Source organism: Streptomyces sp. NPDC059524, from assembly GCF_042749255.1.
GTDB lineage: Bacteria > Actinomycetota > Actinomycetes > Streptomycetales > Streptomycetaceae > Streptomyces > Streptomyces xanthii.
This window is the reverse complement of sequence record NZ_JBHYTK010000195.1, coordinates 2,000-12,665: the sequence shown is the minus strand read 5'-3', so window position 1 is coordinate 12,665 and position 10,666 is coordinate 2,000. Positions and strand designations below refer to the sequence as shown.

Sequence of the window (10,666 nt, the reverse complement as noted above, 5' to 3'; positions counted from 1 at the left end):
TTGGCACGCTGTTGAGTTCTCAAGGAACGGACGCTTCCTTTGTACTCACCCTCTCGGGCTTTCCTCCGGGCGCTTCCCTTCGGTCTTGCGTTTCCAACCTTACCAGATCCGTTTTCCGTTCCGTTTCCGGTTCGGATTTCATTTCCGGTGGCCGTTGGAGGGCCTTTGCCTTTCGGCGTGACCGCTACGTTAGCCGATTTCCCCGGTAACTCATAATCGAGATTCGCGGGTTCGAATTTCGACATGCAGGCATGACGAAAGAGACCCCGCTGGGGGAAGTCGTAGGTAGTGGTTTGGCCGCTTCCGATGACTGGCTGAGAGCCGTACCGGTTTCAGCGGCTCGGGCTACATTACGGACCCCGCGGGGGGAGAGTCAAGTTGAACGGCGGCGTGGTGTGTGGGCCCGATACGGGCTGACCGTGGGGTCGTCGGCGACCCAGAAGCGCCAGGGGTGAACGGCCCCGTCGCCCGAGACTCCGGTGCGCGGCCCCTTGCGTACCTGGTCGGCGGGGACGGGGGTGCCGCGCAGGATGGTGAACGGGGAGTCGGGCGGGCCGCAGGCGTCCGCGCCGTCGAGGGCACGGTCCACTCCGAGGGCCGTGGCCAGGCGGGCCGGTCCTTTGGCCAGTTCCTTGTCGTATCGGGCCGAGAGTCGACGTTTGCGGGCGAGTTCGGCGCCCTCCGTGATCTCGCCGGCCCGGAGCAGGACCCCGCTCGCCTGGCCCGGGGGGCCGCACACGAAGTTCATGCAGTGCCACATGCCGTAGGTGAAGTAGACGTACACGTGTCCGGGCGGACCGAACATCACCGTGTTCCGGGCCGTCCGGCCGCGGAAGGCGTGGGAGCCGGGATCGTTCGCGCCGTCGTACGCCTCCACCTCGGTGAGGCGGAGTTCGATCGGGCCGTCCGGGGTGCGGCGGACCAGGGTGCGTCCGAGGAGGTCCGGGGCGACCTCCAGTACAGGTCGGTCGAAGAAGTCCCGGGTGAGGGGCGTACGGTCAGGGGCCGCGATCATGCCGTCCGAGCGTAGTGCAGGGGCGGCGTGGGCCGGCGAGGAACCAGGCGGCCGTCCATCGCGTTTGTAGTCAGCAGTAGTAAGTCGACGGAGGAGATCGTTCATGGGGTTCAAGCGGCTGTTGGCGAGCCTGGGTGCGGGCGGGGCGTCCGTGGAGACCGTGCTCACCGAGGTCAATGTCGTGCCCGGCGGCGTCGTGCAGGGCGAGGTGCGGATCCAGGGCGGTTCCGTCGATCAGGAGATCGAGGGGCTGTCGGTCGGACTGCAGGCCCGCGTCGAGGTCGAGGGCGCCGACCAGGAGACCAAGCAGGACATCGAGTTCACCAAGGTCCGTCTCGGCGGTGCCTTCCAGCTGCAGGCCGGCGCGGTGCACGCGGTGCCCTTCGGGCTCGAGATCCCGTGGGAGACGCCGGTCACCATGATCGACGGGCAGGCGCTGCGCGGCATGAACATCGGGGTGACCACCGAGCTGGAGATCGCCCGCGCGGTCGACTCCGGTGACCTGGACCCGATCAACGTGCACCCGCTGCCGTCGCAGCAGGCGATCCTCGACGCCTTCATCCAGCTCGGCTTCCGCTTCAAGAGCGCGGACATGGAGCGCGGCCGGATCCGCGGTACGCGGCAGAAGCTGCCGTTCTACCAGGAGATCGAGTTCTTCCCGCCGCAGCAGTACCGCGGGCTGAACCAGGTGGAGCTCAGCTTCGTGGCCGACGACCGGGAGATGGACGTCGTCCTGGAGATGGACAAGAAGCCGGGTCTGTTCAGCGAGGGCAGCGACACGTTCCGTTCCTTCGTGGTCGGGCACCACGACTTCCAGGGCACGGACTGGTCGGCGTACCTGCACCAGTGGCTGTCCGAGGTCGGCAGCAAGAAGAACTGGTTCTAGGGTTTCCAGGGTCGGACTTTGTCTGTGCCCAACCAGGAGGTGTCGTTGTGACCGAGCAGCCCCAGCGGGCTCCGCTTCCTCATGCCTTTCATCCGCAGGTGCCGTCGTTCACCGTCGTGAGCGAGGACTTCGAGCCGGGTGGCGTGCTCCGGGACGCCCAGGTGTACGCCGACGGGAACACCTCGCCGCAGCTGCGGTGGGAGGGCTTCCCGCCGGAGACCAAGAGCTTCGCCGTGTCCTGCTTCGACCCGGACGCGCCGACGGGCAGCGGCTTCTGGCACTGGTCCGTGTTCGACATCCCGGTGTCGGTGACGGAACTGCCGGCCGGTGCGGGCACCGGGAAGTTCGACGGTCTGCCCGAGGGCGCCGTCCAGGTGCGCAACGACTACGGGACGAGGGACTTCGGCGGTGCCGCGCCGCCGCCCGGCGACCCGGCGCACCGGTACGTCTTCACCGTGTACGCGGTCGACCAGGAGAAGCTGGGCCCGGACGCGGACGCCTCGCCGGCGGTCGTCGGGTTCAACTTGCGCTTCCACACGCTGGCGCGCGCCCAGGTCGTCGCGGAGTACGCGGCTCCCGCCGAGTAGGAGCGCCCCTCGAAAGCGTTCACTGAACGTTTGCCCGTCTCCGGTCATGAAAGTGGCCGGAGGCGGGCAGTTTTTATTGCGTTGTCCATCTCGGCGTGCACGGCCAGAGTTGACGCACGGACGCCGAGGGGTGATCCGCTGCGTACGGGAGGTGGGCAGGATGCGGGACACACTGGTGCTGAACGCGAGCTTCGAGCCGCTCTCGACGGTGACGCTGAACCGAGCCGTCGTGCTGGTGCTCCAGGACAAGGCCGTCGTCGAGCAGGCCCACCCCGATCTGCGCATGCGCGGAGCCGCCATCGACATCCCGGTGCCCCGGGTGATCAGGCTCTGCAGGTACGTGAGGGTGCCGTTCCGAAGACGCGCGCCGTGGTCGAGGCGGGGTGTGCTCGTACGGGACCAGCACCGGTGCGCGTACTGCGGGAGGCGGGCGACGACGGTGGACCACGTGGTGCCGCGTTCCCACGGTGGCGCCGACTCGTGGCTGAACACGGTGGCTTCCTGCGCCGAGGACAATCACCGCAAGGCCGACCGGACGCCCGAGGAGGCCGGGATGCCGTTGCTGCGGCAGCCGTTCGAGCCGACGCCGGCGGACGCGATGCTGCTGTCGCTCGGCGCGGGTGAGATGGAGGCGCTGCCGGACTGGCTGAACGGTCAGAGCGCCGCGGCCTAGACGTACGTACGAGAGCGGGCCCACCGGCCAGGAGGTCGGTGGGCCCGCTCTCGTGTGCGCGGTCAGTCGATGGGCGGCTGCTCGCGGCGCTCCTTGCCCTGGGCGGGGACCGAACCGCCGCCCATGGGGTTGAAGTTGCCCATGGCGCCGGAGAGGCCCTTGAGGGCGTCGCCGATCTCGCTGGGCACGATCCAGAGCTTGTTGGCGTCGCCCTCGGCGATCTTCGGGAGCATCTGGAGGTACTGGTACGAGAGCAGCTTCTGGTCGGGGTCGCCCGCGTGGATGGCCTCGAAGACCGTACGGACGGCCTGGGCCTCGCCCTCGGCGCGCAGGGCGGCGGCGCGGGCCTCGCCCTCGGCGCGGAGGATGGCCGACTGCTTCTCGCCCTCGGCGGTGAGGATCTGGGACTGGCGGATGCCCTCCGCGGTGAGGATCGCGGCGCGCTTGTCGCGGTCGGCGCGCATCTGCTTCTCCATCGAGTCCTGGATGGAGGTGGGCGGCTCGATCGCCTTGAGCTCGACGCGGTTGACGCGGATGCCCCACTTGCCGGTGGCCTCGTCGAGGACGCCGCGCAGTGCCGCGTTGATCTCCTCGCGGGAGGTCAGGGTCCGCTCCAGGTCCATGCCGCCGATGATGTTGCGCAGCGTGGTGACGGTGAGCTGCTCGATGGCCTGGATGTAGCTGGCCACTTCGTAGGTCGCGGCGCGGGCGTCGGTCACCTGGTAGTAGATGACGGTGTCGATGTTGACGACCAGGTTGTCCTGGGTGATCACCGGCTGGGGCGGGAAGGGGACGACCTGCTCGCGCAGGTCGATGCGGTTGCGGATCGAGTCGATGAACGGGACCACGATGTTCAGCCCCGCGTTCAGGGTGCGGGTGTAGCGGCCGAACCGCTCCACGATGGCCGCGCTCGCCTGGGGGATGACCTGGATGGTCTTGATCAGGGCGATGAAGACCAACACCACCAGAATGATCAGGACGATGATGATCGCTGACATCGAGTTTCCTGTGCCCTTCGTTCCGCCGACCGGAAGATCATAGGATCTTGCTCGTCGAGTCTGTCAGAACCGCCTGTGCGACGTGGGGAGTTCAGGCCACCTGCGCGATCACATCACGATCGCCGTGGCGCCTTCGATGTCGACGACGTCGACCTGCTGTTCGGGTTCGAAGACCGCGTCGCCGTCGAGGGTGCGGGCCGACCAGATCTCGCCGCCGAGTTTGATGCGGCCGCCGCGGTGGTCGACGCGCTCGATGACGACGGCCTGTTTTCCCTTCAACGCGTCGATTCCCGTGGCCAGTTGGGGCTGTCCGGCGCGATGGCGTGCGGCGATGGGCCGTACGACGACGATGAGGGCGCACGAGACCACGGCGAAGACGAGGACCTGCAGCACGATTCCGCCGCCCAGTCCGGCTGTCACGGCGCCGGCGACGGCGCCCACGGACAGCATGCCGAACTCGGGCATCGCGGTGATGACCAGCGGGATTCCGAGCGCGGCCGCTGCGATCAGCCACCACACCCATGCGTCGATGTCTGCCACATGGTCATGGTAGGTCCGCGGGTGGCCGCGCGGACAGGGGACGATTCCTCGGGAGATCGTCCGGAGGTGTCCTCCGCGCGGCCGGTGCGGGGTCAGCTCAGGGGCAGGCCGGTGGCCGTCCAGCGCTCGCCGTTCTGCTCGACGACCAGCGGGAGGCCGAAGCAGCGGGACAGGTTGCGGGAGGTGAGCTCCAGCTCGAGCGGGCCCGCGGCGAGGACCTTGCCCTGGCGGATCATCAGAACGTGCGTGAAGCCCGGGGCGATCTCCTCGACATGGTGCGTGACCATGATCATCGAGGGGGCGATCGGGTCGCGGGCGAGGCGGCCGAGACGGCGGACCAGGTCCTCGCGGCCGCCGAGGTCGAGTCCGGCGGCGGGCTCGTCGAGGAGCAGCAGCTCGGGGTCGGTCATCAGGGCGCGGGCGATGAGGGTGCGCTTGCGCTCGCCCTCGGAGAGCGTGCCGAAGCGGCGGTCCAGGTAGTCGCTCATGCCGAGGCGGTCGAGGAAGGCGCGGGCGCGCTGCTCGTCGACGTCCTCGTACTCCTCCTGCCAGCCGGCGGTCATGCCGTAGGCGGCGGTGAGCACGGTCTGCAGGACGGTCTGGCGCTTGGGGAGCTTCTCGGCCATGCCGATGCCGGCGATGCCGATGCGCGGGCGCAGCTCGAAGACGTCGGTGCCGGGCTTGCCGAGGGTCTCGCCGAGGATCGTGGCGGTGCCCTGGCTCGGGTACAGGTAGCTCGAGGCGACGTTGAGGAGGGTGGTCTTGCCCGCCCCGTTCGGGCCGAGGATGACCCAGCGCTCCCCCTCCTTCACCGACCAGGAGACCTGGTCCACCAGAGCCCGGCCCTCGCGGACCACGGATACGTCCTCCAGCTCCAGTACATCGCTCATGAGCGCGTTGTCTCCCATTGCAGTCTCGGCTGTCTCGTGCGTCCGCCGGCCGCGTGCTCGGTGCCGGTCGGTCGCTGTCCCCAGGGAAAACCTACGCCACCGGTCGCGTCGTCCCTTCCATCGGTCGGGCTTTTGGGGGCCTGTCGGGCTTCTAAGGTGGAGCGCATGCTTTCCGAACCTCGCTCCGGCCGCCTCGCGGCGTGGGGAAATGCCCTGTTGGCCGGACTTGTCGCACCTGATGACGCCGCTCTCGCGATCGTGGGCGAGGACGCGGTGCACCGCGTCGAAGGGCTGCCCGGGGAGGCGGGGCCCGTCGGGCTCACGCTCGCGCTCGGGCGGCTGCGGGCGCTCGGTGCGACGGGGCTGCGGGTGGCGCTGCCCGCTCCGGGGCATCCGCTGGGGCTGAGCGGGCCGCCGGAGTTCAACGCGCGGGCGCTCGATGCCGAGGAGGCCGTCGTCTGTGTCGGGGTCGCGCTCGGGCTCGTGCCCGAGGTGTACGAGGCCGGGCCCGAGGGTGACGTGCACGTCGAGGTGCTGTGGCACTGCCTGCCCGTACGGGAGGCTCCGCCGGCGGACGTGCCCTCGCTCGGGGAGGCCGAGCGGGAGCTGGCGGAGGCGCTGCGCGAGGCGACGGAGGTGTTGACGCGGCTCGATGTGGCCGGGTCGGGGCCGGTCGCGGAGGCGGCGATCGACGCGTACCGGGCTCGGGCCGAGCGGGGGCGGGAGGCGCTCGCTCCCGGGTATCCGGCTCGGGCCGTGCGGGTGCTCGAACTCGCGCAGCGGGTGGGGGTGCTGGTGGATGTGGCCCATGAGGCCGGGCATGGTGGGGCCGTGAGTGCGGGGGAGATGGGGGCGCGGGCCGGGGCGTTGCGGCCTGTCGAGCGGACGGCTCGGCGGGCTGTCGTCGCCGCGTACAACTCCGTTGTGGAGATGCGGGAGCGGGGCTGAGCGTTTCGGCTCCGCCGGCGGGGGTGCGTCGTTGGGCTCGCTGTGTGATGCCGGGTGCGGGTTTCGTCGTGGCTGGTCGCGCAGTTCCCCGCGCCCCTGAAGGCGCACTTCGTGCAGCCTCAGGGGGCCCGCTGGGCGCGTCCCGCGGCGGCCCGCGTCGCCCCGCCCCTCTCTGATCCCGGCATGGCAAAGGCCCCGCGGAGGAGGGCGCGGGGCCTTTGGGTTGGGGGGCGTCAGTTGTTGACGGAGGTGTTGCCGAAGGCCGGGTTCAGGAGGCCGATCACGTCGACCGAGTTGCCGGTCGCGTTCACGGGGACGTGGACCGGGACCTGCGCCTGGTTGCCGGACGCGACGCCGGGCGAGTGGGCGGCGACGCCCTCCGCCTCGGAGTCGGCGAAGGCGGCACCCGCGGAGGCACCCGCGGCCAGACCGGCGACAGCGACGACCAGGGCGGCCTTCTTGGCGATGCTCATGAGAAAAGTTCCTCCAGATAAGAAAGACGACCCCGGCGATGGGGTCTCGCCGTGAGCAACGCGATCTTGCCCGCGAGGTCACGGGGGGCCGTGTGGATGGCCCCGATGGGGTCAACGGCACGCGACCGGCCCCCCGGGTGCGTACCCGAGGGGCCGGGAGGTCTGGGGACCGCGGGCCTGCGTCAGTTGTTGACGCCGAGGTTGCCGAACGCGGGGTTCAGGAGGCCGACCACGTTCACCGTGTTGCCCACGACGTTCACGGGGATGTGGATCGGGGCCTGGATCACGTTGCCCGAGACGACGCCCGGGGAGTGCACGGCCTTGCCGCCCGCGTGCGCGCCGCCGTCGGTGGCGGAGGCGATGCCGGTACCGGCGGCGACGAGGCCACCGGCGACGAGGGTGACGGCAGCGGCCTTCTTCAGGTTCATCACTTCTTGGTCCTCCTAGCGATCGCCGTGGCCAGCCGCCGCGGCGTGTCCTGGAGAACGCGGCACCGCCCCACGGGGATACGCCGTCCGGGGGACATCCACACGACAGTATGAATCTCAGACCGGACGGGAACCGCCCGTGGTGCGGTGCAGTAGTGCGCCGGTGTGCGCGGGGTCCGTCAGCCCGTGACCCCGTGCCGGACGGCCCAGAGGGCGGCCTGGGTACGGTCCGCCAGATCGAGCTTCATGAGGATGTTCGAGACGTGGGTCTTGACCGTCTTCTCGGAGAGGACGAGGGCGCGGGCGATCTCCCGGTTCGACCGGCCGTCGGCGATCAGGCAGAGCACCTCGCGCTCCCGGTCGGTGAGCGAACCGCCCCTCCCCTGCCCGTTGTTGTTCTCCTCCTGGGAGAGCAGGGCGCCGGCCACCTCGGGCTGGAGGAGGATGTGGCCCGCGTGGACGGAGCGGATGGCGCCGGCCAGGGCGTCGGGGTCCACGTCCTTGTAGACGTACCCGGCGGCGCCGGCGCGCAGGGCGGGCACGACGGTGCGCTGCTCGGTGAAACTCGTGACGATCAACACCTTGGCGGGGTTGGCCAGTTCGCGGAGCCGGCGCAGCGCGTCGACGCCGTCCATGCCCGGCATCTTGACGTCCATGAGGACGACGTCGGGCTTCAACTCCTCGGCGCGGGCGACCCCTTCGGCGCCGTCGGCGGCCTCGCCGACGACGTCGATGTCGTCCTGCACCTCGAGGAACGTACGCAGGCCCCGGCGGACGACCTGGTGGTCGTCCACCAACAGCACCTTGATCCGGTCAGCCACCGGGGACCTCCATCTCGATCGTGGTGCCCTTGCCGGGCGCCGATTCCACTGTGAGCCGGCCGCCGACACCGCTCGCCCGGTCGCGCATCGAGACCAGGCCGAGATGGCGTCCCGCGCGGCGTATCGCGTGCGGCTCGAAGCCGGTGCCGTCGTCCGTGACGCGCAGGACCGCGCCGGTGCCGTACTTCTCCAGCGTCACGCCGACCTCCCCGGCGCCGGAGTGGCGCAGCGCGTTGTGCAAAGCCTCCTGGGCGACGCGCAGCAGCGCCTCCTCCTGGGCGGCGGGCAGTGCCCGTACGCCGCGGGTGCCGAAGGTGACGTGGGCGCCGTGGGCCCGGTCGAGGACCTGGACGTGGGTGCGCAGGGTCGCGACGAGGCCGTCCTCGTCGAGGGCCGCGGGGCGCAACTCGACGACGGCCGCGCGCAGTTCGTCCGCGGCCTCCGCGGCGAGGGCGACTACGTGCTGCAACTCGCCCTTGGCGCGGGCCGGGTCGCGGTCGACGAGGGTGGCGGCGGCCTGGGCGGTGAGGCGGAGCGAGAACAGCTTCTGGCTGACGGCGTCGTGCAGTTCGTGGGCGAGCCGGGAGCGCTCCTCGGCGATGGTGAGCTCGCGGCTGCGCTCGTAGAGCCGGGCGTTCGTCAGGGCGATCGCGGCGTGCTGGGCGAGGATGCCGAGGAGCTGTTCGTCGTCCTCGGTGAAGCCGCAGCCGCCCTCGGGCTTGGAGCAGCGCTTGTTGGCGAGGAAGAGGGCGCCGATGGTCTCGTCGCCGTCCTTGATCGGCAGGCCGAGGAAGTCGGACATGTCCGGGTGGGCGGAGGGCCAGCCCTCGAAGCGGGGGTCCTTGCGGACGTCGGCGAGGCGCTCGGTGCGGGCGTCGCGCAGCATCGCGGCGAGGATGCCGTGCTGGCGGGGCAGCGGGCCGATGGCCTTCCACTGCGCCTCGCTCACTCCGTCGACGACGAACTGGGCGAAGCCGCCGTGGTCGTCGGGGACGCCGAGCGCCGCGTACTCGGCGTCGAGCAGCTCGCGCGCCGAGGCGACGATCGTCTTGAGGACGTCGCGCACCTCGAGGTGTCTGCTCATGGCGAGCAGCGCGGCGCTCACCGCGGCCAGGCCTGACTGGGGTCCCTCACTCATGAGATCACCGTACCGGCGGCCGGTGACGGCGCGGATCGGACCTGTGGCGGCGGTCGCCTAGGCCGACGGTCGTAGGGCGAAGGGCCCTGGCTCCTCGCGACCCGCGCCTGAGGTGCCCGGGACCGGCCGGTTCCTACGTTGAGGACATCACGCAGGACGACAGGACGAAGCGACGGAGCAAGGGGACGGTTGTCATGGCGGTAGCGATCATCACGGGTGCTTCGCGGGGGTTCGGCCGGGCGCTGGCGGAGGCCCTCGCGCGGCGGGGCTGGGATCTGGTGCTCGACGCGCGGTCCGCGGGGCCGCTGGAGGACGCGGCGGCGGAGCTGCGCCGGCACGGGGGCACGGTGAAAGCGGTCGCGGGCGATGTCGCGGACGGCGGGCACCGGGTGGAGCTGATCGCGGCGGCCTGGGAGCTGGGCGGTCTCGATCTGCTGGTGAACAACGCGGGGGTGCTGGGCGCGGTGCCGCTGCGGCCGCTCGGCGCGTACTCGCTGGATGACTTCCGCACGGCGCTGGAGGTCAATGTGGTGGCGCCGCTCGGGCTGCTCCAGGAGGCGCTGCCGCTGCTGCGGGACGCGCCGGCCGGGGCGGTGATCAACATGAGCTCGGACGCGGCGGCCGAGGCGTACGGGACGTGGGGCGGTTACGGGGCGACGAAGGCGGCGCTCGACCAGCTGTCCGCGGTGCTGGCCGTGGAGGAGCCGGGGCTGCGGGTGTGGGCGGTGGATCCGGGCGGGATGCGCACGGAGATGCTGGCCGCGGCGGAACCGGAGGAGGACCTCAGCGGGGTGCCTCGGCCGGAGGAGGTCGTGCCGGCGTTCCTGCGTCTGCTGGACGTCCGCCCCGCGAGCGGCCGCTACTCCGCCCCCTCTCTTCTCATGGACGGCCCGCCGGCCGAGAGCCCGCTTCAGGAGGAGGTCCGATGACGCTCGCTCTGCGTGTTCCGGAGGAACTGTCGGCGCGGGTGCCGGCCGAGCAGCGGGGGCCGGGCCGGGACCGGTCCTCCGTACGGATGCTGGTGTCGCGCGGCACCGAGGTCACGCATCGCCGGTTCGCCGAGCTGCCGGGCGAGCTGCGTGCGGGGGACCTGCTGATCGTGAACACCTCCCCCACCCTCGCGGCGGCCGTGGACGGGACGCTCGGCCACGCGCGCGTGGTGGTGCACTTCTCGACGCGGGGCGAGGCGGGCGCGGGGGGGGGGGAGGGGGGGGCGACGGGCCGGGGGGCGGGGCCCCCCCCCCGCGCCGCAACCCGGGCGAGGGCCTG

At 71.0% G+C, this 10,666-nt stretch carries 13 protein-coding genes and 1 pseudogene; 6 read left to right on the top strand and 8 right to left on the bottom strand.

The genetic code is table 11. The features are described from left to right. Positions 1–373 precede the first annotated feature (373 nt). Entirely contained in the window at positions 374–1,015 is a 642-nt protein-coding gene (locus ACFW9D_RS34565; protein ID WP_384628718.1) for a DNA-3-methyladenine glycosylase, read from the bottom strand. 103 nt (positions 1,016–1,118) lie between these two features. On the opposite strand from ACFW9D_RS34565, the gene ACFW9D_RS34560 reads away from it, so the two are divergent. From ACFW9D_RS34560 to ACFW9D_RS34550, 3 genes are all read left to right on the top strand, one after another. After that, positions 1,119–1,901, top strand: coding sequence for a sporulation protein (locus ACFW9D_RS34560; protein WP_384628715.1), 783 nt, complete (start codon positions 1,119–1,121; stop codon positions 1,899–1,901). 47 nt (positions 1,902–1,948) lie between these two features. Further along, complete coding sequence (locus ACFW9D_RS34555; protein ID WP_384628712.1) at positions 1,949–2,488, top strand: YbhB/YbcL family Raf kinase inhibitor-like protein; 540 nt, start codon at positions 1,949–1,951, stop codon at positions 2,486–2,488. A gap of 160 nt (positions 2,489–2,648) precedes the next feature. Further along, positions 2,649–3,161 carry an HNH endonuclease gene (locus ACFW9D_RS34550; RefSeq protein ID WP_384628709.1) on the top strand — a complete coding sequence of 171 codons (513 nt, stop codon included), beginning with the start codon at positions 2,649–2,651 and terminating at the stop codon, positions 3,159–3,161. Positions 3,162–3,223: 62 nt separating this feature from the next. On the opposite strand, the gene ACFW9D_RS34545 is transcribed toward ACFW9D_RS34550, so the two are convergent. The 3 genes from ACFW9D_RS34545 to ACFW9D_RS34535 form a co-directional block, all read right to left on the bottom strand. Continuing rightward, the gene (locus tag ACFW9D_RS34545; RefSeq protein ID WP_384628706.1) at positions 3,224–4,159 is read right to left on the bottom strand and encodes an SPFH domain-containing protein; all 936 of its coding nucleotides are present in this window, start codon (positions 4,157–4,159) and stop codon (positions 3,224–3,226) included. 108 nt (positions 4,160–4,267) lie between these two features. After that, positions 4,268–4,699: an NfeD family protein gene (locus ACFW9D_RS34540; protein WP_188339706.1), complete on the bottom strand. Its 432-nt coding sequence runs from the start codon at positions 4,697–4,699 to the stop codon at positions 4,268–4,270. Between the two features lie 92 nt (positions 4,700–4,791). Further along, positions 4,792–5,589 (bottom strand): ABC transporter ATP-binding protein, encoded by a 798-nt coding sequence (locus tag ACFW9D_RS34535; RefSeq protein ID WP_384628703.1) that lies wholly within the window; start codon positions 5,587–5,589, stop codon positions 4,792–4,794. Between the two features lie 165 nt (positions 5,590–5,754). On the opposite strand from ACFW9D_RS34535, the gene ACFW9D_RS34530 reads away from it, so the two are divergent. After that, positions 5,755–6,537: a hypothetical protein gene (locus ACFW9D_RS34530; RefSeq protein WP_384628700.1), complete on the top strand. Its 783-nt coding sequence runs from the start codon at positions 5,755–5,757 to the stop codon at positions 6,535–6,537. Between the two features lie 233 nt (positions 6,538–6,770). On the opposite strand, the gene ACFW9D_RS34525 is transcribed toward ACFW9D_RS34530, so the two are convergent. The 4 genes from ACFW9D_RS34525 to ACFW9D_RS34510 form a co-directional block, all read right to left on the bottom strand. After that, on the bottom strand, positions 6,771–7,010 hold the full coding sequence (locus ACFW9D_RS34525; RefSeq protein WP_188339703.1) for a chaplin: 240 nt from the start codon (positions 7,008–7,010) through the stop codon (positions 6,771–6,773). A 182-nt stretch (positions 7,011–7,192) separates the two neighbouring features. Next, positions 7,193–7,441 (bottom strand): chaplin, encoded by a 249-nt coding sequence (locus tag ACFW9D_RS34520; protein WP_188339702.1) that lies wholly within the window; start codon positions 7,439–7,441, stop codon positions 7,193–7,195. Between the two features lie 176 nt (positions 7,442–7,617). After that, complete coding sequence (locus ACFW9D_RS34515; protein ID WP_188339701.1) at positions 7,618–8,259, bottom strand: response regulator transcription factor; 642 nt, start codon at positions 8,257–8,259, stop codon at positions 7,618–7,620. After that, positions 8,252–9,397, bottom strand: coding sequence for a GAF domain-containing sensor histidine kinase (locus ACFW9D_RS34510; protein ID WP_384628695.1), 1,146 nt, complete (start codon positions 9,395–9,397; stop codon positions 8,252–8,254). The genes ACFW9D_RS34515 and ACFW9D_RS34510 overlap by 8 nt, the downstream gene beginning before the upstream one ends. Before the next feature lie 194 nt (positions 9,398–9,591). On the opposite strand from ACFW9D_RS34510, the gene ACFW9D_RS34505 reads away from it, so the two are divergent. Continuing rightward, positions 9,592–10,326: an SDR family NAD(P)-dependent oxidoreductase gene (locus tag ACFW9D_RS34505; RefSeq protein WP_188339699.1), complete on the top strand. Its 735-nt coding sequence runs from the start codon at positions 9,592–9,594 to the stop codon at positions 10,324–10,326. Further along, positions 10,326–10,593, top strand: a pseudogene (locus tag ACFW9D_RS34500) (S-adenosylmethionine:tRNA ribosyltransferase-isomerase); the annotation flags it as partial. The gene ACFW9D_RS34505 and the pseudogene ACFW9D_RS34500, both read left to right, overlap by 1 nt. Between the last annotated feature and the right edge of the window lie 73 nt (positions 10,594–10,666).

Coding starts and splice junctions, on each gene's coding strand:
- ACFW9D_RS34565 (WP_384628718.1), bottom strand. CDS start 1,015: ATGATCGCGGCCCCTGACCGTACGCCCCTCACCCGGGACTTCTTCGAC.
- ACFW9D_RS34560 (WP_384628715.1), top strand. CDS start 1,119: ATGGGGTTCAAGCGGCTGTTGGCGAGCCTGGGTGCGGGCGGGGCGTCC.
- ACFW9D_RS34550 (WP_384628709.1), top strand. CDS start 2,649: ATGCGGGACACACTGGTGCTGAACGCGAGCTTCGAGCCGCTCTCGACG.
- ACFW9D_RS34545 (WP_384628706.1), bottom strand. CDS start 4,159: ATGTCAGCGATCATCATCGTCCTGATCATTCTGGTGGTGTTGGTCTTC.
- ACFW9D_RS34535 (WP_384628703.1), bottom strand. CDS start 5,589: ATGAGCGATGTACTGGAGCTGGAGGACGTATCCGTGGTCCGCGAGGGC.
- ACFW9D_RS34530 (WP_384628700.1), top strand. CDS start 5,755: ATGCTTTCCGAACCTCGCTCCGGCCGCCTCGCGGCGTGGGGAAATGCC.
- ACFW9D_RS34525 (WP_188339703.1), bottom strand. CDS start 7,010: ATGAGCATCGCCAAGAAGGCCGCCCTGGTCGTCGCTGTCGCCGGTCTG.
- ACFW9D_RS34510 (WP_384628695.1), bottom strand. CDS start 9,397: ATGAGTGAGGGACCCCAGTCAGGCCTGGCCGCGGTGAGCGCCGCGCTG.
- ACFW9D_RS34505 (WP_188339699.1), top strand. CDS start 9,592: ATGGCGGTAGCGATCATCACGGGTGCTTCGCGGGGGTTCGGCCGGGCG.